Genomic DNA, 19,705 nt, shown 5'->3' with positions numbered 1-19,705 from the left:
AACATCGCATGACACTAATTTTATCTTTCCTCTTCGCCATCACCATCCTCACACTCACGCCCGGTTTTGATACTGCATTAGTGTTGCGTTCCGCCGCCGCGCAAGGCTGGAAACGTGCCTGGGCTACGGCATTTGGCGTTACGCTGGGTTGTCTGGTGTGGGGCGTTGCGGTGGGTTTAGGCTTGGGCGCGCTGCTGCTGGCCTCGGAAATGGCGTATAACCTGCTGAAATGGATCGGTGCGGCCTATCTGCTCTATCTCGGTGTCAAATTACTCATCAACCCACGCACCCAAGCGGAAGGAGGGCAGCACGCGCAGAGTAAAGAGCAAAGCTATGTTGCCTGCTTCACGCGCGGACTCTTTGGTAACCTGTTAAATCCTAAAGTCGGCGTATTCTACGTGACCTTTCTGCCGCAGTTTATTCCGGCGGGCGCGTCGGTGCCGCTGTGGTGTACGCTGATGGCGCTCACGCACATGGTGATTGGTTTGGTGTGGAATGCGGTGCTAATTGGCAGCAGCCAATACTTTGCGGCGCATCTGCGTCGCCCAGCGGTGCTGAAAGTAATGGATCGCCTGACGGGCTGCGTGTTTATTGGCTTCGCCGCGAAGCTGGCGCTATCGCGGCGTTAAACATTACGGCTTGCGCGCGACTAGCACGGCGCGCAGCGGGGCGGGATAACCTTCCACGGTTTTGGTGCTGTCGTTAGGATCAAGAAACTCGGCCAGCGACTCGCTGGTCATCCAACTGGTGCGACGCTGCTCTTCCACGGACGTCACCGCGTAATCCGCGATGCGCACATCGACAAATCCGCACTTCTCCAGCCAGCTCTTCAGCGCTGCGGCAGAAGGGATAAAGTAGACGTTACGCATCTGCGCATAACGCTCACCCGGCACCAACACCGCGTTCTCATCGCCTTCAATCACCAGCGTCTCCAGCACCAGCTCGCCGTCACTGACTAACTGATTTTTCAGCTGCATCAAGTGGTCGAGCGGCGAACGGCGGTGATAAAGCACGCCCATGGAAAACACGGTATCAAACGCTTGTAACGCCGGCAGTTGCTCAATGCCCAGCGGCAGCAAATGCGCACGACGATCGTCACCCAACAGCTTACGCACCGCTTCGAACTGACACAAAAACAGCTGCATTGGATCGATGCCGACCACCAGCTTCGCGCCCGCGCCAATCATGCGCCACATGTGATAGCCGCTACCGCAGCCGACATCCAGCACCGTACGATGCTGCAACGGCGAAATGTGCGGCAACACGCGATCCCATTTCCAGTCGGAACGCCATTCGGTATCGATCTCGGTACCGTAAAGCGAATAAGGACCTTTTCGCCACGGCATCAAATTGCGCAGCAGATTCTCAATGCCCAGACGCTGACGATCGGTCAGATCCTCAACATCCGCGCTCACGCTGTGCACTAAATCCAGCTTTTGCGGCGTCAGCAGCGGCAAATAATCAACTGACTTCTCCCAGTCGCGGAACTTACCGTGCAAATTTTCACGCTGCCATGCGGCGACTTGCGCCGGTAACACTTCCAGCCAGCTGGCGAGCGGGCCGGTGGCAATCTGCTGATAAAAACGGCCAAACTCAATCATTTCAACGCCACCAACGAACCAAAGTTAAAGCACTGGAACCACAACTCCGCATGTTGGAACCCGGCGGTTTTCAGGCGCGCTTTGTGCGCTTCAACGCTATCGGTCAGCATCACGTTCTCCAGCATGCTGCGTTTCTGGCTGATCTCCAGCTCGCTGTAACCGTTAGCGCGTTTGAAATCGTGATGCATGTTAAACAGCAACTCGCCGACATCGGCATCTTCAAAACTGAACTTCTCCGACAACACCAGCGCGCCGCCCGGATTTAATCCGTCAACAATCTTCTTCAGCAGCTCGAGGCGTGCCGGTGGCTCAAGGAATTGCAGGGTAAAGTTCAGCACCACCAATGAGGCGTTCTCAATGTGGATGTCCTGAATATCTGCTTCGATCACCTGCACCGGCGTATCCGCGCGGAAGGCGTCGATATGGCGACGGCAGCGCTCCACCATCGCCGGTGAATTATCCACGGCAATAATCTGGCAACCGGGCACATGAATATTGCGGCGCACCGACAGCGTGGCGGCACCCAGTGAACAGCCGAGATCGTAAACCTGGCTATTCGGCTGAACGAAGCGTTCCGCCAGCATGCCAATCATCGAAATGATGTTGGAATAACCCGGCACCGAGCGCTGAATCATATCGGGAAAAACTTCAGCTACGCGCTCGTCAAAGGTCCAGTCGCCCAGCTTATCGATGGGCGCGGAAAATAGCGTATCGCGATCAGACATAATGAAAAGGTCCGGAGAGAAAACGGAAAGGGCGCTATTTTGGCAGAAACGCGGGCAGGCTGCACCCTTTGCGTTGCGTCTAGAACAGGCTCGATTGCTGCGGCCAGTCGGGCAGATCGCGTAAGGTTGGTTCCAGCTGCTGTAACTGTGGCCACAACGCCTGAAGCAGCGGAAACACCTCGCCCATATCCGGCGTATGGATAAACAGCAGCGGATCGCTATCCCGCTGCCACGCTTGCAGCTTGCTGTGCCACGGCTGAAACAGCGGCACGCTCTCCGCCACGCTATCACTGCCAATGAAACGCACCATCGGTTGCGCACCGGTACGCACCACATGCAGCGGCACGCGCGGCTTTTGCGATCGAGCGTGCACCGCTGCGGCCGACTGTGAGGTGGAGGCATGCACCGGACGACTATCCAGCATCACCCGATTAATTTGACGCTCCAGCAAACCGCGATTCAGCGCGCGTTCAGCATCACCTTTGGCGAAAAATGCCTGATGCCGCACCTCGACGCCATAACGGAAATTGCGCGGCAAACTATCGAGAAAAGACCACAAATCGCCGAGCTGAGCCGGTGAAAACGCTGCCGGCAGCTGCAGCCAGTATTGACCGATGCGCGTGCTGAGCGGATCGAGCAGACGGAAAAACTCATTCAGCAACTCATCACAGTCGCGCAGCGCCGCTTTATGGCTGATGCTTTCGGGAAACTTGAAGCAGAAACGGAAATCGTCGTGCGTCATGTCGCGCCAGCGCAGCACCACTTCCGGCTTTGGCAGCGCATACAACGTGGTATTGCCCTCCACACAACCAAACAGCTGCGCGTAATCGGCTAAGGTCTCAATACCGAACTGTTTCCATTGCGCGTGCTGCCATTGCGGTAATCCAATACGAAGTGTCAACGCGAACTCCTGAATCCTTTAGGGCGGGAAAGGGCGGCTTAATGTAACCTGTTTTGATGTCGGCAGGAAAAACAGCGCGATAAAGCATAATGTTTTGTCCGCTTTGATCGGGCTCCACTTATCCTGCCTGGGTTTTTCCATTATAATAGTCGCCTTTTTTGCGACAGCATCTCAGAAGGTTACGCGGCCTGATGCTGTTTGGCAGCAGCGGCGAAGTTAAAAGGATACGTTATGCGTACAGAATATTGCGGACAGCTCAATCTGTCTCACGTGGGTCAGCAAGTCACTCTCTGCGGCTGGGTAAATCGCCGTCGCGATCTGGGTAGCCTGATTTTTATCGATATGCGTGACCGTGAAGGTATCGCGCAGGTGTTCTTTGATGCCGATCGTCAGGACGCTTTCCAGCTGGCATCTGAGCTGCGTAACGAATTCTGTATCCAGATCACCGGCACCGTGCGTGCACGTGACGAAAAGAACAAAAACAGCGATATGGCGACCGGCGAAGTGGAAGTGTTTGCCCACGAGCTGAATATCATCAACCGCGCTGAACCGCTGCCGCTGGACTCTAACCAGGTCAACAGCGAAGAAGCGCGCCTGACCTATCGTTACCTGGACCTGCGTCGTCCGGAAATGGCGCAGCGTTTGAAAACCCGCGCTAAAATTACCAGCTTCGTGCGTCGCTTTATGGACGACCAGGGTTTCCTCGATATCGAAACGCCGATGCTGACCAAAGCCACGCCTGAAGGCGCGCGTGACTATCTGGTGCCAAGCCGCGTGCATAAAGGCAAGTTCTACGCGCTGCCGCAGTCGCCACAGCTGTTCAAACAGCTGCTGATGATGTCGGGTTTTGACCGCTACTATCAGATCGTTAAGTGTTTCCGTGACGAAGATCTGCGTGCCGATCGTCAGCCAGAATTCACCCAGATCGACGTGGAGACCTCTTTCATGACCGCAGAGCAGGTGCGTGAAAAGATGGAACGTCTGATTCGTGAACTGTGGATCGATATCAAAGGCGTGGATCTCGGTGACTTCCCGCAGATGACTTTTGCGGAAGCGATGAACCGTTACGGCTCAGATAAGCCAGACCTGCGTAACCCAATGGAGCTGGTCGACGTTGCCGATCTGCTGAAAAACGTAGAATTCCAGGTGTTTGCTGGCCCAGCCAATGATGCCAAAGGCCGCGTGGCTGCCCTGCGCGTACCGGGCGGTGCAGCGCTGACGCGTAAGCAAATTGATGAGTATGGCGAATTTGTCAAAATCTATGGCGCCAAAGGTTTGGCGTGGATGAAGATCAACGAACGCGCGAAAGGCTTCGAAGGTGTACAAAGCCCGGTTGCCAAGTTCCTCAGCGCAGAAATCGTTGAAGACATTCTCAACCGTACTGGCGCCCAAGATGGCGACCTGATCTTCTTCGGTGCGGACCGCGCCAAAGTGGTGGCGGATGCGCTGGGCGCGCTGCGTCTGAAAGTGGGCCGCGATCTGCAGATTACTGATGACAAAGCCTGGGCGCCGCTGTGGGTGATCGACTTCCCAATGTTTGAGGAAGATGAAGAGGGCGGCCTGGCAGCGATGCACCATCCGTTCACGTCGCCGAAAGACCTGAGCGCAGAACAGCTGGCAACCGATCCGGTACAAGCGGTAGCGAATGCCTACGATATGGTGATTAACGGCTACGAAGTGGGTGGCGGTTCCGTACGTATTCATAATGGTAAAATGCAGCAGACGGTATTCAGCATCCTCGGCATCACCGAAGAAGAGCAGCGTGAGAAGTTTGGCTTCCTGCTCGACGCACTGAAATACGGTACGCCGCCGCACGCCGGCCTGGCGTTCGGCCTGGATCGTCTGACCATGCTGTTGACCGGCACCGATAACATCCGTGATGTGATCGCGTTCCCGAAAACGACCGCCGCCGCGTGCATGATGACCGAAGCCCCAAGCGAAGCGAATCCCGCTGCGTTGCTGGACCTCGGCATTATGGTGGCACCGAAGAAAGAAAAAACAGAGAACAAATAATGGGCTTTAAACATCCGGTTTCGGTGCTGGTGGTGATTTTTGCCCGCGATACCGGCCGGGTGTTAATGCTGCAGCGACGTGATGATGACAGCTTCTGGCAATCGGTCACTGGCAGCCTGGAAGCGGGCGAAACCCCGCGCCAGGCAGCTCAGCGCGAAGTGTTAGAAGAACTCGCCATCGATATTGCGCACGAAAAGTTAGTGCTGGACGATTGCCACAAGCAAATTGAGTTTGAGATCTTCCCGCACTATCGCCATCGTTACGCACCGGGCACCACGCACAATCGCGAACACTGGTTCAGGTTGGCTATACCCGCAGAACGCGACCTGCTGCTCACCGAGCATCTCGCCGCGCGCTGGCTCGAACCCGCCGCTGCTGCTGCCCTCACCAAGTCCTGGAGTAACCGCCAGGCGATTGAAGAATTTATCTGAATGCTCGCCGCCGCGCGTTTTTCCGGTGGCGAATGCATTAAGTTTTATGAATCTGGTGAGTTTTCAATGAACGCACCGAACAATATCGAACAGTCAGGCGTAATCGGCGCCGCGAGGTTGTTCACCGCCAGCGCACAGCAACCGGAGCGTACTTATGTACGTGAGGATTGCGAGCACTGCCGGGGGACAAGATCGCAAGTAAGATAGCCTGCACCCAGTAAAAGATCGGAGATAAAGTAAGATGGCTGGACACAGTAAATGGGCGAACACCAAGCATCGTAAAGCTGCTCAGGACGCTAAGCGCGGTAAAATCTTCACCAAAATCATTCGTGAGCTGGTCACCGCCGCGAAACTGGGCGGTGGCGATGCGGGTTCCAACCCACGTCTGCGCGCAGCGATGGACAAAGCGCTGTCTAACAACATGACGCGCGACACCATGAACCGTGCCATCGCACGCGGCGTGGGCGGTGAAGATGATTCCAACATGGAAACCATCATTTATGAAGGTTACGGCCCGGGCGGCTCAGCAGTGATGATTGAGTGCCTGAGCGACAACCGCAACCGTACCGTGGGCGAAGTGCGTCATGCCTTCACCAAAACCGGCGGCAACCTCGGTACCGACGGTTCGGTTTCTTACCTGTTCAGCAAGAAGGGCGTAATCTCCTTCGCGCCAGGTCAGGACGAAGATGCGGTGATGGAAGCGGCGCTGGAAGCAGGTGCAGAAGACGTTGTGGCCTATGACGACGGCGCGATTGATGTCTTTACCGCGTGGGAAGAGATGGGTGCGGTGCGTGATGCGCTGGAAGCGGGCGGTCTGAAAGCCGACTCGGCTGAAGTCTCGATGATCCCTTCCACTAAAGCCGAAATGGATGCCGAAACCGCGCCGAAACTGCTGCGCCTGATCGACATGCTGGAAGACTGTGACGACGTGCAGGAAGTTTACCATAACGGTGAAATCTCTGATGAGATCGCAGAAACGCTGTAATGGCGTTGCTTAAAACCCCACTCACCGGAGACGCGCCGTGGCGATAATTCTCGGGATCGATCCCGGCTCGCGCGTCACCGGTTACGGTGTTATTCGCCAAACCGGCCGCCAGCTTACCTATTTGGGCAGCGGCTGTATCCGCACCAGCGTCACCGATCTGCCGACGCGCCTCAAACTGATCTACGCGGGCGTCAGCGAAATTATCACCCAGTTCTCACCCGACTATTTCGCCATCGAGCAGGTATTTATGGCCAAGAATGCGGACTCAGCGCTGAAACTGGGCCAGGCGCGCGGTGCGGCGATTGTCGCGGCGGTAAATCATGATTTGCCGGTGTTTGAATACGCGGCGCGCCAGGTGAAGCAAACCGTTACCGGCACCGGCGGCGCTGAGAAAAGTCAGGTGCAGCATATGGTACGAACCTTGCTAAAACTGCCGGCCAATCCGCAGGCGGATGCCGCCGATGCGCTGGCCATCGCCATTACGCATTGCCATATGAGCCAAAACGCGGCGCGTATCAGCGATACGAAACTGGTGATGACGCGCGGGCGTATGCGATCCGGTTAGCGGAAACGAAACGCGGTATGAGGCTGGATATTCATCCAGCCTTTTTTATGGTATATAAACAGGCTTACTTATCAGATTAAGGAATTGCTCAGGTGATTGGTCGTTTACGAGGCAACATTCTGGAAAAACAGCCGCCGCTGGTGTTGATTGAGGCGCACGGTGTCGGTTATGAAGTGCACATGCCAATGACCTGCTTTTACGAGCTGCCGGAGATCAATCAGGAAGCGATTATCTTTACGCAGTTTGTGGTACGCGAAGATGCGCAACTGCTGTTCGGTTTCAATAACAAGCAGGAACGCACGCTGTTCCGCGAGCTGGTGAAGGTGAATGGCGTTGGGCCAAAACTGGCGCTGGCAATTCTGTCTGGCATGTCAGCCCAGCAGTTCGTGACCGCCGTTGAGCGACAAGAGATTGCCTCGCTGATCAAACTGCCGGGCGTGGGTAAAAAAACCGCCGAGCGTTTGATCGTGGAGATGAAAGACCGCTTTATCGGCATGCACGGCGATCTGTTTGGTGGTGATTCAACCTTTACGTTGACCACGCCATCCGCTGCACAAGACAATAACGATGCTGAAGCCGAAGCGGTTTCAGCGCTGGTGGCTCTGGGCTATAAACCGCAGGAAGCCAGCCGTATGATCAGCAAAGTCGGTAAACCGGATGCGGATTGCGAAACCCTGATTCGTGAAGCCCTGCGCGCAGCTATTTGAGGTAAAGCATGATTGAAGCCGATCGTCTGGTCTCGGGCAGTTCCTTTAATGAAGAAGAAACGCTCGACCGTGCCATTCGTCCCAAGCTGCTCACGGAATATGTTGGCCAGCCGCAGGTGCGCGAGCAAATGGAGATTTTCATCCAGGCTGCGAAACTGCGTGGCGATGCACTCGATCATCTGCTGATTTTCGGCCCGCCGGGATTGGGTAAAACCACGCTGGCTAACATTGTCGCTAACGAAATGGGCGTCAATCTGCGCACCACGTCCGGCCCGGTGCTAGAAAAAGCCGGCGATCTGGCGGCGATGCTCACTAACCTCGAACCGCATGATGTGCTGTTTATTGATGAGATCCATCGACTGTCGCCGGTGGTGGAAGAAGTGCTGTATCCAGCGATGGAAGATTATCAGCTGGATATCATGATTGGTGAAGGTCCGGCAGCGCGTTCAATTAAGCTCGATCTGCCGCCGTTTACCCTGATTGGTGCCACGACGCGTGCCGGTTCTTTAACTTCGCCGCTGCGCGACCGTTTCGGCATCGTGCAGCGCCTTGAGTTCTATAACGTGCCCGATCTGCAGCATATCGTGGGTCGTAGCGCGGCCTGTCTTGGCCTGGCGCTGAGCGAAGAGGGCGCGCTGGAGATAGCGCGTCGTGCACGCGGAACGCCGCGTATTGCTAACCGCCTGCTGCGCCGCGTGCGTGACTTTGCGGAAGTGCGCGCCAACGGCAATCTGAGCGGCGAAGTATCAGCCAGCGCGCTGGATATGCTTAACGTCGACAGTCAGGGTTTTGATTATATGGATCGCAAACTGCTGCTGGCGATTATCGATAAGTTCTCGGGTGGTCCGGTTGGCTTAGATAACCTGGCAGCGGCGATTGGCGAAGAGCGGGAAACTATTGAGGATGTGATTGAACCCTTCCTGATCCAGCAAGGATTCATTCAACGCACGCCGCGTGGCCGGATGGCCACGCAGCATGCTTACAAACACTTTGGTATTAGTCGCGAAGAGTAAACCGGCGTTATGCCGCCGGTTTTTTTGCCATGCTAATGATGAACAATACTGCCGCGCATAACACCACTGAAGGACCGGCTGGCGTATCGTAGCTAGCGGAGAAGGTCAGTCCGCCGGTCACTGCGATAATACCGGCAATCACCGCAAAACCGGCCATCTGTTCTGGCGAGCGCGAAAAGCGACGTGCCGTCGCCGCCGGGATAATCAGCAACGACGTAATAATCAAAGCACCGACAAACTTCATCGCTACGCCGATGGTTAATGCGGTGACCAGCATCAACATCAAACGCGTGCGCTGAATGTTAACGCCATCCACCTGCGCCAGCTCCGGACTAATGGTCATCGACAACAGCGAATTCCACTGCCACGCCATCACCGCCAGTACAATCGCCACGCCGCCGCCCATCATCCACAAATCATCGGGCGTCACCGCCAGCAGATCGCCAAACAGGTAAGCCATCAGATCGACACGCACGCCTTGCATCAGACTGACGACCACTAAACCCAGCGACAGCGCACTGTGCGCCATAATGCCGAGCAGCGTATCAATAGCCAGATGCGGGCGTCGCTCCAGCCACACCAATCCCAACGCCAGACACACGGTCACCAAAATCACCGCATAGTAAGGATTCACGTTGAGCAGCAAACCAAACGCCACGCCCAGTAAGGACGCATGCGCGAGCGTATCGCCGAAGTAAGACATGCGGCGCCAAACCACAAACGAGCCAAGTGGACCGGCCGCCAGCGCCAGCAACACGCCGCCCAGCCAGCCAGGTAATAACAGTTCAATCATGACGGGCCATTTCCTTTGCGCAGAACAATGCGTCCCTGTAAATCGTGACGGTGATTATGATGATGACGATAAATCGCCAGCTGCTGTGCGCCGCGTGGGCCGAACATCGCAATAAACTCGGGATGTTGTGACACCGCTTCCGGCGTGCCGGAACAGCAGATGTGATGGTTGAGACACAGCACTTCGTCGGTTTTCGCCATCACCAGATGCAGGTCGTGAGAAACCATCAGCACACCGCAGTTCAGTTCGCGGCGCAGCTGATCGATCAAATCGTACAGCGCGACCTGGCCGTTGACATCAACGCCTTGTGTCGGCTCATCCAGTACCAAAAGCTGCGGTTCATTGAGTAATGCACGCGCCAGCAAAACACGTTGTGTCTCACCGCCAGAGAGTTTTTGCAGCGTTGCATGCAGCAGGTGCCCGGCCTGCACGCGCTTGAGCGCCGGCAAAATGGCATCGCGTTTGGTGCCGCGCGACAGGCGCATAAAGCGTTCCACGGTGATCGGCAACGTTGGGTCGATGTGCAGTTTTTGCGGCACGTAGCCGATACGCAAATCAGCGGCGCGCTTGACGCTGCCGCTGGTGGGTTTCAGTAGCCCCAACACTGCGCGAACCAGCGTGGATTTACCGGCGCCGTTCGGGCCGAGCAGGGTGAGAATTTTCCCCGGCTCAAGTGCGAGGCTAATACCTGCAAGCACCGGACGCTGGGAGAACTTCACAGAAATGTTTTCAAGGGTAACAAGTGGCGACATGTTATTTACGGGTTGCATTGAATTTCGAATGTTATAATATCACATTCCATCAACGGGTCACGATGGAATGACGTATTATGTTACACAATAAAAAGCGCCTGATTTTCACCCTTACTGCTGCGGCAATTGGCGCGGCAAGCGCATTACCCGCGCACTCCGCAGTTGTCGCTTCAATCAAACCTATCGGATTTATCGCAGCGGCTATCGCAGAGGGTATTACGCCGGTTGAAGTATTGCTGCCTGATGGCGCCTCAGAGCATGATTATGCCTTGCGTCCCTCTGATGTAAAACGTATTAAAAACGCAGACTTAGTTGTGTGGACAGGCCCAGACATGGAAGCCTTTCTTACTAAGTCAGCGGCCGAATTACCCGCCAGTAAAAACCTTGAAATTGCCGCATTGCCGGGCATAAAACCGCTATTGATTAGCGGCGATGATGAAGATGAGGAACATGAGCATGGTCACGATCACGATCATGACTCAGAAAATTCCGAAGACCAGGACGGGTCTCATGCGCATCACCACCACGGACAGTTTAATATGCACCTGTGGATGTCCCCTGACATGGCCTTACAATCTGCGGTTGCAATCCATGGAAAATTATTGGAACTTATGCCGCAAAGCAAAGCCAAACTTGACGCTAATCTGCAGGAATTTAAGGCAGAATTAGCCGATGCAGACAAACACATCGGCGCGCAACTCGCGCCTGTGCGGAACAAGGGTTATTTCGTTTTTCACGATGCTTACAGCTACTTTGAAAAACATTACGGTTTGTCACCTTTAGGTCATTTTACCGTCAATCCTGAAATCCAGCCGGGCGCCCAGCGTTTACATCAAATACGAACACAGTTGGTTGAGCAGAAAGCTGTTTGCGTTTTCGCTGAACCACAATTCAGACCGGCCGTCATCGATGCCGTGTCCCGTGGAACTTCCGTACGTAAAGGCACGTTAGATCCGTTGGGTATGGACATCAGCTTATCCAAAGACAGCTACGTGAAATTTCTTTCACAGCTGTCGAGCCAGTATGCGAGCTGCCTGAATGGAGCATGAGGAATAGGTAAAAGTGCAGCAGATAGCCCGCTCTGTCGCCCTCGCATTTAACAATTTGCCGCGCCCCCACCGCGTTATGCTGGGTTCATTAACCGTTGTCACATTGGCCGTCGCAGTATGGCGGCCTTACGTTTACCATCCGCGTGATGTTGCCCCCATCGTGAAAACCATTACGTTGGATAAAGACGAACTGCGCACGCTGTTGCCCGAAGCCAGCGAGCCGATTGACCAAACAACGGAAGAACCGTCCGACGATATTCCTGCTGACGACATTGATAATGACGTTCCGGACAATCCCAACGTACATGAGTACACCGTCTCTTCAGGTGATACGCTGAGCAGCGCGTTAAATCAGTACGGTATTGAGATGGGCGATATCAACGCATTAGTCAGTAGCGATAAAGATCTGCGCAACATGCGCGTTGGTCAGCAACTGAGCTGGACGCTGGATACTGATGGACAACTGCAAACCTTCAGCTGGGAAATTGATCGTCGTGAAACCCGTACTTATCAGCGCGCCGACAACGGCAGCTTTAAGATGCAGCAGGAGCTGCAAAAGGGTGAGTGGCAAAATAACGTACTGAAAGGTGAAGTGCGCGGCAGTTTTGCTGCCAGTGCCCAGCGTGCGGGTTTAACCAGCGCAGAAACCAGCAACGTCATCAAAGCGATGCAGTGGCAGATGGATTTCCGCAAACTACGCGCCGGTGATGACTTTAGCGTGCTGATGTCACGTGAAATGCTCGATGGCAAAAGTGCCCAAAGCCAATTGCTTGGCGTGCGTTTACGCACCGGCGGTAAAGACTATTACGCGTTCCGTGCGGAAGACGGCAAGTTCTACGATCGCAACGCGTCTGGTTTAGCGCGTGGCTTTATGCGTTTCCCTACGGTTAAGCAGTATCGTGTCTCTTCCAACTTCAATCCGCGTCGCCTTAATCCGGTAACCGGCCGCATTGCACCGCATAAAGGTGTCGATTTCGCGCTGCCTATTGGTACGCCTGTGTTAGCCGTGGGCGATGGTGAAGTGGTGATGGCGAAAAACGGCGGTGCTGCAGGGAATTACGTAGCAATTCGTCACGGTCGTCAGTACATGACGCGTTATATGCACCTGAGTAAAGCGTTGGTGAAACCGGGGCAAAAAGTGAAACGCGGCGATCGTATTGCGTTGTCGGGTAACACCGGACGTTCGACCGGTCCGCATTTGCATTATGAAGTATGGATCAACAATCAGGCGGTGAATCCATTGACGGCAAAACTGCCGCGCATGGAGGGTCTGACGGGTAAAGATCGCAGCACTTACATGGCGCAAGTCAAAACCTGGTTGCCGCAGTTGACGCTGAAATAGCGCATTATTGCGCGAACACTTAAAAACCGACGGATTCTTCGTCGGTTTTTTGCTATCTGGCGCATGAAGATTGCAAAATTAACCACCGTCACTATTATTGACCGGTCATTGTCAGAGGCGAGTGCATGGAAACCCGAAAGAAAAATAACAGCGAGTTTATTCCCGTTTTTCAACGTTCTTTTTTAAAGCCGAAATACTGGGGAAGTTGGTTGGCGGTGGGCGCGCTGGCCGGCATGGCATTGCTTCCCGCTAAAGTGCGCGATCCGATTCTGGGCGGATTGGGCAAGTTCGCCGGTAAGCTGGCGAAAAGTGCGCGCCGCCGTGCGCTGATCAATCTCTATTATTGCCTGCCGGAATTGAGTGAAGCGCAGCGCGAAGAGATTGCTGATCGTATGTTTGCCACCGCACCGCAGGCGATGGCGATGATGGCCGAATTGGGCATGCGTAATCCCGAGCATGTGCGCAAGCGTGTTGACTGGCACGGCCGGGAAATCATTGAGCAACTGCAGGCCAACAAAGAAAACGTCATTTTCCTGGTGCCGCATGGCTGGGGCGTGGATATTCCAGCGATGCTGCTGGCGTCTGAAGGCCAGATGATGGCGGCGATGTTCCACAATCAAAGCGATCCGTTAATGGATTATCTGTGGAATACCGTGCGACGCCGTTTTGGTGGCCGTATGCATGCGCGAAATGACGGCATTAAGCCGTTTATCGCGTCGGTGCGTCAGGGTTATTACGGCTATTATCTGCCGGACCAGGATCACGGCCCGGAACACAGCGAATTTGTGGATTTCTTTGCTACTTACAAAGCCACACTGCCCGCAGTGGGCCGCCTGATGAAAGTATGCCGCGCACGCGTTGTGCCGCTGTTCCCGGTGTATAACAGTGAAACCCATCGTCTGGAAATCTATGTGCGTCCGCCAATGGATGACTTGCTGGATGCCGATGACAATACGCTTGCGCGTCGCATGAATGAAGAAGTTGAAGTGTTCGTGCGCCCGCATCCGGAACAGTACACCTGGATTCTGAAGCTGCTGAAAACGCGTAAGGAAGGGGATATCGAACCTTATGCGCGCAAAGATCTTTATCCTCGTAGGAAATAAACATGGGGCCGTCTGGCCCCTTTATCATTCTATTGCCGCCACGTGACTGCGACGTTTACGTTCGCGCAGGAACAGGGTCACCAGACCAAACCACAGCACGCCAGCTGCGAAGTTAATCCCGCTAAACCACGGTGTGCCGCCGCTGAAGTAGCCACTTTTCGCCAGCTCAATGCCTACCGCTAAGGTCAGAATACTGATCATCCCGAGCATCGCCGCCACGCTGCCTTTGCCTTCGTTGCTGGAGTAAAGCGTCAAACGGTACAGACCGGCATTCACCATGCCTGCGCCGAAAGCGTACAAGCTTAACCCGGCGGTCAGCAGCAGATAGGTGTGACTATCGAGCAAATTAGCCAGCAGCGAAATACTCAAACCAATCAGAATCGGCCAGGCGGCAAACTTCACCGGCTGCTCAATCGGCACGCGTCCAGCCAGTTTGCCGAGCGTGATGTTGCCGGCAATCATCGCCAGAAACACCGGCAGCTGCAGCAGCGCATACTGCATGCGTGACAATCCTTCATCGTGCATCAGAATCACTGGCGAGAGCGCTACCCACGTCAGGATCGGAATAAACACCAAACCAATGGCAAAGGAGCCGTACATCACCTGACGATCGCGCGCCAAACGCGCATAGCCGCGCGCCAGCGTTGGCAGGGCGATAGAGTGACTGCGATCGCCAGCGGTTTCCGGCATGACGCGCCACAGCAGGGCAAACGCAATCACGCTGCAGATGGCAAACAGCCAGAACATGCTGCGCCACTCGCCAACGGTGAGCCACGCGGCTCCGGCCAGCGGACCAGCGAGCGGTGCCAGCAGCGCGACGTTGGCCATCAGCGCCATCATGCGTACTGCCAGCGCTTCGTCAAAGGCTTCCTGCACCGCTGCGTAGCTGACGGCGCCAATAAAGCACAGGCTAATACCCTGCACAAAGCGCAGCGCGACAAACTCCTCAATGCTGCTCACCCACGTTGTCAGAATACAGGCGGCGGCAAAGAACAGGATGCCAAACAGCAGCACCGGCCGGCGGCCATATTTGTCAGAGAGCGGACCGAGCAGCCATTGCAGCACCACGCCGCCCATCAGATACGCGGTCAGCGAGGTCGAAACCCATTCCGGGCCGACGCTGAATTCAGACGTCACCAGCAGCATGCCGGGCTGAATCATGTCATGCGCGATATAGGTGGCGAACTCGAAGAGTACCAGCGCGAGCGGGAACAGCAGCACGCGCCCGGTGAGTTGAGTGATAGGTTGATAGCGGGCCATCTGGCCTCCTTGTCAAAAAAATAAAAACGCGACTGCCAGGCAGTCGCGTTTGTCCATGTTGTTACAGCCGCTGTGGGTGGTGCGTATTAGTCTACGCGCAGTACACGGCTGGTATTGGTGGTACCAGTGGTCGACATCACGTCGCCCTGGGTGACAATCACCAGGTCGCCTGAAACCAGGAAACCTTTTTCGCGCAGCAAATTCACTGCATCGTGCGCGGCAGCAACACCATCGTTGTTGCTGTCGAAGAACACTGGCGTAACACCACGGTACAGCGCCGTCAGATTCAGCGTACGTTCGTGACGTGACATGGCGAAGATCGGCAAGCCGGACGTGATACGTGAGGTCATCAGCGCGGTACGGCCCGATTCGGTCATGGTGATGATCGCTGAAACCCCTTGCAGATGGTTGGCAGCATACATCGCCGACATGGCAATCGCTTCTTCGACGTTATCGAACTGTACTTCCAGGCGGTGCTTAGAAACGTTAACGCTCGGGATTTTCTCTGCGCCGAGGCACACTTTCGCCATCGCTGAGACGGTTTCAGCCGGATACTGGCCAGCAGCGGTTTCCGCCGACAGCATCACCGCATCGGTACCATCCAGCACGGCGTTCGCCACGTCCATGACTTCGGCACGCGTTGGCATTGGATTAGTAATCATCGACTCCATCATCTGCGTGGCGGTGATGATGGTGCGGTTCAGCTGGCGAGCGCGACGGATCAATGCTTTCTGAATACCCACCAGCTCAGGATCGCCAATCTCCACACCCAAATCGCCACGCGCAACCATCACCACGTCAGAGGCGAGGATGATGTCATCCATCGCTTCCTGTGAGGCAACGGCTTCAGCACGTTCCACTTTCGCCACCAGTTTGGCGTCGCAGCCAGCGTCGCGCGCCAGACGGCGGGCATAATTCATATCTTCGCCGTTACGCGGGAAGGAGACCGCCAGATAATCCACGCCGATTTTCGCGGCGGTAACGATATCAACTTTGTCTTTTTCGGTCAGCGCATCGGCAGAGAGACCGCCGCCGAGTTTGTTGATGCCTTTATTGTTAGAGAGCGGGCCGCCGACGGTGACTTCGGTGAACACTTTTACGCCCTGAACTTCCAGCACTTTCAGCTGCACGCGACCGTCGTCCAGCAGCAGGATATCGCCGGGCACTACATCTTCTGGCAGGCCTTTATAGTCGATACCGACTTTTTCTTTATCGCCTTCGCCTTTGGTTAAATCAGCATCCAGCAGGAAACGATCGCCGACGTTGAGGAACACTTTGCCTTCTTTGAAGGTCGATACGCGAATTTTTGGGCCTTGCAGGTCGCCAAGGATCGCTACGTGACGACCCAGTTTCGCCGCGATTTCACGGACTTTATTGGCGCGCTGCTGATGATCTTCCGGTGTGCCGTGGGAGAAGTTGAGTCGTACAACGTTAGCACCCGCCGCGATGATTTTTTCGAGGTTGTTGTCGCGATCGGTGGCTGGACCGAGGGTTGTAACGATCTTGGTTCTTCTGAGACGTCTGGACATGAAGGACTCCGTTAGCAAAGTATCGTGTCGCTCTCAAGTGACACGTAGTGTTCATCTATTCTATATGATCGATGGGCTGTGATTCGACTCACATTGTGAATGTGATGTTAATTATTTTCCTGCGCCTGTTTCTCCAGGCGTGAATCTTTCAGCGCTTCTTTCACCCGTTTTAAATTTTCACGGAAAGCAGCGCCGCGCTCAAGGGTAAACCCTGTCGCCAGAACATCAATCACGGTTAATTGTGCGAGGCGGGAAACCATTGGCAGGTAGATATCGGTATCTTCGGGTACGTCGAGCGTCAAAGCCAGCGTGGCTTCCGCCGCCAGCGGGGAACCCGGAGAAGTGATAGCCAGCACAGTGGAAGCGTTTACACGCGCCAGGCGAGCCAGTTCTACCATATTTTTGGTGCGACCAGTATGTGAGATGAGAACAAACACATCGTTTGGACCACTATTTATGCAACTCATGCGCTGGATCACAATATCCTCTGACCAGATGACCGGCAGATTAAATCGCAAAAATTTATTGGTGGCGTCATGTGCCACCACGGCGGAGGCACCAAGGCCAAAAAAGGCAATTTTATGCGCCTTTGACAGCGCCTGAACCGCCTGACGAATCACCTGAGAGTCGAGTTGCTGGCGGACGCGGCTGAGGCCGGCTAACGCGGAATCAAAAATTTTGTGGCTATAGCTTTCCACACTGTCATTTTCTTCCACATCGCGGCTCACCCAGTTCGGGCTTTTGACCAGGCTCTGCGCGAGTTGCAATTTGAAGTCAGGAAAGCCGCGCGTGCCCATACGATGGCAGAAGCGATTCACCGTCGGTTCGCTGACGTCAGCGGCGCGAGCCAGCGTGGCGATGCTGGAGTGCATCGCCTGTTGCGGCGCGGCAAGAATCTGCTCTGCGACTTTACGTTCTGATTTGCTTAACGCATCGAGTTGCGCCTGAATCTGTTCCAGCATGGTTTAACCTAATGAGCGTCAATCACTTTTTCGCGTTCATCAATCAATGAAATCGCTGCCAATTCACAAGAATATACCGTGTAATAGCCCCTCGCACGCAGCGGAGGACAAATGTAAACGCGAATTTTTTGCGATACTTTGATCGCTGACGTGTTTTGCCACGACAAATATCGAAACAGAAAATGTGCTCAAATGGCACGCTACAACACACTTAACACCTTTATTACGTTCACAGTTAACGCCAGCAAAACACTGCGTTCGGGTTGTCCTAAACCCGCTAAAAACGTACATTGTGCTGTAAGAAAATTACAATAAGGACCTGGCGTGTTGAGAACGCTCAAGCCGGGTATATCCTGCAACGAGGAGAGGAAAATGGCGGTTACACAAACAGCCCAGGCATGCGATCTGGTGATTTTCGGTGCCAAAGGCGATCTCGCGCGCCGTAAACTGTTGCCATCACTGTATCAGCTGGAAAAAGCCGGTCAGATTCATGAAACCACTCGCATTATTGGCGTGGGTCGCGCGGATTGGGATAAAGCCGCGTATACCAAAGTGGTACGTGAAGCGCTGGAAACCTTCATGAAAGAGAAGATCGATGAAGCGCTGTGGGACACCCTTAGCAGCCGTCTCGACTTCTGTAACCTCGACGTAAATGACACCTCGCATTTCACCAAACTGGGCAAAATGCTTGACCAGAAAAACCGCGTCACCATTAACTACTTCGCCATGCCGCCAAGCACCTTTGGCGCGATTTGCGACGGTCTGGGCGCCGCCAAGCTGAACGCCAAACCGGCACGCGTAGTAATGGAAAAGCCGCTCGGCACCTCATTGGAAACCTCACAAGAGATCAATGACAGCGTCGGCAAATACTTCGAAGAAGGCCAGGTTTTCCGTATTGACCACTATCTCGGTAAAGAGACGGTGCTCAACCTGCTGGCGCTGCGTTTTGCCAACTCCATCTTCGTCAACAACTGGGATAACCGCACTATCGATCACGTGCAGATCACCGTGGCAGAAGAGGTGGGCATCGAAGGCCGTTGGGGTTACTTCGACAAAGCCGGCCAGATGCGTGACATGATTCAGAACCACCTGTTGCAGATCCTCACCATGATTGCCATGTCGCCGCCGTCCGATCTGAGCGCGGATGCGATTCGTGATGAAAAAGTGAAAGTGCTGCGCTCACTGCGTCGTATCGATCAAACCAACGTGCGCGAGAAAACCGTACGCGGTCAGTACACCGCCGGCTTTGTGCAGGGCAAGAAAGTGCCAGGTTATCTGGAAGAAGAGGGCGCTAACAAGCAGAGCGCCACGGAAAGCTTTGTTGCTATTCGCGTGGATATCGATAACTGGCGTTGGGCTGGCGTGCCGTTCTATCTGCGTACAGGCAAGCGCTTGCCAACCAAATGCTCTGAAGTGGTGGTGTATTTCAAGAATCCTGAGATGAACCTGTTTAAAGATTCGTACGCTGAACTGCCGCAGAATAAGCTGACCATTCGTCTGCAGCCGGATGAAGGCGTGGATATCGAAATCCTGAACAAAGTGCCGGGACTCGACCACAAGCATAAACTGCAGACCACCAAGCTGGATCTAAGCTACTCCGAAACCTTCAACCAGTCGCATCTGGCCGATGCTTACGAGCGTCTGCTGCTGGAAACCATGCGCGGTATTCAGGCGCTGTTTGTGCGTCGTGATGAAGTTGAAGCAGCGTGGGGCTGGGTGGATTCGATCATTGATGCCTGGAGCGCCGATGCCGAAGCGCCGAAGCCGTATCAGGCGGGAACATGGGGACCGGTTGCCTCTGTCGCGATGATAACTCGCGATGGCCGTTCCTGGAACGAGTTCGAATAGAAACCTCATGCTGAGCCCGCCAAATGTGCGGGCTTTTTTACGTCCACAATTCATTTTTCTGAAAAGTGAACCAGAGTTTCAAAAAATTCTGATATCCGATGGACGCCGCTCCAGACGATCTTGTAT

General features: G+C 54.7%; 19 protein-coding genes. 11 read left to right on the top strand and 8 right to left on the bottom strand.

Translation table 11 applies throughout. From position 1 onward, the window contains the following. Positions 1-8: 8 nt before the first annotated feature. Positions 9-629 (top strand): LysE family translocator, encoded by a 621-nt coding sequence (locus PO881_RS11000; protein ID WP_277973691.1) that lies wholly within the window; start codon positions 9-11, stop codon positions 627-629. 3 nt (positions 630-632) lie between these two features. On the opposite strand, the gene cmoB is transcribed toward PO881_RS11000, so the two are convergent. The 3 genes from cmoB to PO881_RS10985 form a co-directional block, all read right to left on the bottom strand. Further along, positions 633-1,601: a tRNA 5-methoxyuridine(34)/uridine 5-oxyacetic acid(34) synthase CmoB gene (gene cmoB, locus PO881_RS10995; RefSeq protein WP_280171767.1), complete on the bottom strand. Its 969-nt coding sequence runs from the start codon at positions 1,599-1,601 to the stop codon at positions 633-635. After that, positions 1,598-2,326, bottom strand: a complete 729-nt coding sequence (gene cmoA / locus PO881_RS10990) for a carboxy-S-adenosyl-L-methionine synthase CmoA (RefSeq protein WP_192234114.1) — start codon at positions 2,324-2,326, stop codon at positions 1,598-1,600. The genes cmoB and cmoA overlap by 4 nt, the downstream gene beginning before the upstream one ends. Positions 2,327-2,405: 79 nt before the next feature. After that, a complete protein-coding gene (locus PO881_RS10985; RefSeq protein WP_277973689.1) occupies positions 2,406-3,227 on the bottom strand; it encodes a DUF72 domain-containing protein in 822 nt (273 codons plus the stop codon). Between the two features lie 231 nt (positions 3,228-3,458). Between PO881_RS10985 and aspS the strand changes: the two genes are divergently transcribed. The 6 genes from aspS (at position 3,459) to ruvB (ending at position 8,941) form a co-directional block, all read left to right on the top strand. After that, positions 3,459-5,240, top strand: coding sequence for an aspartate--tRNA ligase (gene aspS / locus PO881_RS10980; protein WP_277973688.1), 1,782 nt, complete (start codon positions 3,459-3,461; stop codon positions 5,238-5,240). Then, on the top strand, positions 5,240-5,671 hold the full coding sequence (gene nudB, locus PO881_RS10975; RefSeq protein ID WP_008110490.1) for a dihydroneopterin triphosphate diphosphatase: 432 nt from the start codon (positions 5,240-5,242) through the stop codon (positions 5,669-5,671). Before aspS ends, nudB begins: the two co-directional genes overlap by 1 nt. Before the next feature lie 241 nt (positions 5,672-5,912). Then, positions 5,913-6,656, top strand: a complete 744-nt coding sequence (locus tag PO881_RS10970) for a YebC/PmpR family DNA-binding transcriptional regulator (RefSeq protein WP_007889557.1) — start codon at positions 5,913-5,915, stop codon at positions 6,654-6,656. A 37-nt stretch (positions 6,657-6,693) separates the two neighbouring features. Next, positions 6,694-7,221 carry a crossover junction endodeoxyribonuclease RuvC gene (gene ruvC / locus PO881_RS10965; RefSeq protein ID WP_008110486.1) on the top strand — a complete coding sequence of 176 codons (528 nt, stop codon included), beginning with the start codon at positions 6,694-6,696 and terminating at the stop codon, positions 7,219-7,221. Between the two features lie 92 nt (positions 7,222-7,313). Then, positions 7,314-7,928, top strand: a complete 615-nt coding sequence (gene ruvA, locus PO881_RS10960) for a Holliday junction branch migration protein RuvA (protein ID WP_007889559.1) — start codon at positions 7,314-7,316, stop codon at positions 7,926-7,928. 8 nt (positions 7,929-7,936) lie between these two features. Further along, entirely contained in the window at positions 7,937-8,941 is a 1,005-nt protein-coding gene (ruvB, locus tag PO881_RS10955) for a Holliday junction branch migration DNA helicase RuvB (RefSeq protein ID WP_007889560.1), read from the top strand. A gap of 7 nt (positions 8,942-8,948) precedes the next feature. On the opposite strand, the gene znuB is transcribed toward ruvB, so the two are convergent. Together znuB and znuC are read right to left on the bottom strand one after the other, a co-directional pair. After that, positions 8,949-9,734 (bottom strand): zinc ABC transporter permease subunit ZnuB, encoded by a 786-nt coding sequence (znuB, locus tag PO881_RS10950; RefSeq protein ID WP_101764158.1) that lies wholly within the window; start codon positions 9,732-9,734, stop codon positions 8,949-8,951. Next, a complete protein-coding gene (gene znuC / locus PO881_RS10945) occupies positions 9,731-10,486 on the bottom strand; it encodes a zinc ABC transporter ATP-binding protein ZnuC (protein WP_101764609.1) in 756 nt (251 codons plus the stop codon). Before znuC ends, znuB begins: the two co-directional genes overlap by 4 nt. 77 nt (positions 10,487-10,563) lie before the next feature. Between znuC and znuA the strand changes: the two genes are divergently transcribed. The 3 genes from znuA (at position 10,564) to lpxM (ending at position 13,980) form a co-directional block, all read left to right on the top strand. Beyond that, positions 10,564-11,535 (top strand): zinc ABC transporter substrate-binding protein ZnuA, encoded by a 972-nt coding sequence (gene znuA / locus PO881_RS10940; protein WP_280171766.1) that lies wholly within the window; start codon positions 10,564-10,566, stop codon positions 11,533-11,535. 13 nt (positions 11,536-11,548) lie between these two features. Then, complete coding sequence (gene mepM / locus PO881_RS10935) at positions 11,549-12,877, top strand: murein DD-endopeptidase MepM (RefSeq protein WP_271459670.1); 1,329 nt, start codon at positions 11,549-11,551, stop codon at positions 12,875-12,877. Between the two features lie 125 nt (positions 12,878-13,002). Further along, positions 13,003-13,980 carry a lauroyl-Kdo(2)-lipid IV(A) myristoyltransferase gene (gene lpxM, locus PO881_RS10930; RefSeq protein ID WP_101764161.1) on the top strand — a complete coding sequence of 326 codons (978 nt, stop codon included), beginning with the start codon at positions 13,003-13,005 and terminating at the stop codon, positions 13,978-13,980. 24 nt (positions 13,981-14,004) lie between these two features. On the opposite strand, the gene PO881_RS10925 is transcribed toward lpxM, so the two are convergent. The 3 genes from PO881_RS10925 to PO881_RS10915 form a co-directional block, all read right to left on the bottom strand. Continuing rightward, the gene (locus tag PO881_RS10925) at positions 14,005-15,240 is read right to left on the bottom strand and encodes an MFS transporter (protein WP_101764162.1); all 1,236 of its coding nucleotides are present in this window, start codon (positions 15,238-15,240) and stop codon (positions 14,005-14,007) included. Positions 15,241-15,326: 86 nt separating this feature from the next. Continuing rightward, the gene (gene pyk / locus PO881_RS10920) at positions 15,327-16,769 is read right to left on the bottom strand and encodes a pyruvate kinase (RefSeq protein ID WP_101764163.1); all 1,443 of its coding nucleotides are present in this window, start codon (positions 16,767-16,769) and stop codon (positions 15,327-15,329) included. Between the two features lie 107 nt (positions 16,770-16,876). Next, positions 16,877-17,731: a MurR/RpiR family transcriptional regulator gene (locus tag PO881_RS10915; RefSeq protein WP_101764164.1), complete on the bottom strand. Its 855-nt coding sequence runs from the start codon at positions 17,729-17,731 to the stop codon at positions 16,877-16,879. Between the two features lie 372 nt (positions 17,732-18,103). Here PO881_RS10915 and zwf point away from each other — a divergent pair, with 372 nt between their 5' ends. Beyond that, positions 18,104-19,579: a glucose-6-phosphate dehydrogenase gene (zwf, locus tag PO881_RS10910; protein ID WP_064738913.1), complete on the top strand. Its 1,476-nt coding sequence runs from the start codon at positions 18,104-18,106 to the stop codon at positions 19,577-19,579. Positions 19,580-19,705 lie beyond the last annotated feature (126 nt).

The sequence above is a fragment of the Pantoea sp. SS70 genome (assembly GCF_029866845.1).
Taxonomy (GTDB): Bacteria; Pseudomonadota; Gammaproteobacteria; order Enterobacterales; family Enterobacteriaceae; genus Pantoea; species Pantoea leporis.
This window is presented reverse-complemented; position numbering and strand designations above follow the sequence as displayed.

Bases quoted from the DNA above. Each gene is read 5' to 3' on its own strand.
- PO881_RS11000 (WP_277973691.1), top strand. From the start codon at position 9: ATGACACTAATTTTATCTTTCCTCTTCGCCATCACCATCCTCACACTC.
- cmoB (WP_280171767.1), bottom strand. From the start codon at position 1,601: ATGATTGAGTTTGGCCGTTTTTATCAGCAGATTGCCACCGGCCCGCTC.
- cmoA (WP_192234114.1), bottom strand. From the start codon at position 2,326: ATGTCTGATCGCGATACGCTATTTTCCGCGCCCATCGATAAGCTGGGC.
- aspS (WP_277973688.1), top strand. From the start codon at position 3,459: ATGCGTACAGAATATTGCGGACAGCTCAATCTGTCTCACGTGGGTCAG.
- nudB (WP_008110490.1), top strand. From the start codon at position 5,240: ATGGGCTTTAAACATCCGGTTTCGGTGCTGGTGGTGATTTTTGCCCGC.
- PO881_RS10970 (WP_007889557.1), top strand. From the start codon at position 5,913: ATGGCTGGACACAGTAAATGGGCGAACACCAAGCATCGTAAAGCTGCT.
- ruvB (WP_007889560.1), top strand. From the start codon at position 7,937: ATGATTGAAGCCGATCGTCTGGTCTCGGGCAGTTCCTTTAATGAAGAA.
- znuB (WP_101764158.1), bottom strand. From the start codon at position 9,734: ATGATTGAACTGTTATTACCTGGCTGGCTGGGCGGCGTGTTGCTGGCG.
- znuC (WP_101764609.1), bottom strand. From the start codon at position 10,486: ATGTCGCCACTTGTTACCCTTGAAAACATTTCTGTGAAGTTCTCCCAG.
- znuA (WP_280171766.1), top strand. From the start codon at position 10,564: ATGTTACACAATAAAAAGCGCCTGATTTTCACCCTTACTGCTGCGGCA.
- lpxM (WP_101764161.1), top strand. From the start codon at position 13,003: ATGGAAACCCGAAAGAAAAATAACAGCGAGTTTATTCCCGTTTTTCAA.
- PO881_RS10925 (WP_101764162.1), bottom strand. From the start codon at position 15,240: ATGGCCCGCTATCAACCTATCACTCAACTCACCGGGCGCGTGCTGCTG.
- pyk (WP_101764163.1), bottom strand. From the start codon at position 16,769: ATGTCCAGACGTCTCAGAAGAACCAAGATCGTTACAACCCTCGGTCCA.
- PO881_RS10915 (WP_101764164.1), bottom strand. From the start codon at position 17,731: ATGCTGGAACAGATTCAGGCGCAACTCGATGCGTTAAGCAAATCAGAA.
- zwf (WP_064738913.1), top strand. From the start codon at position 18,104: ATGGCGGTTACACAAACAGCCCAGGCATGCGATCTGGTGATTTTCGGT.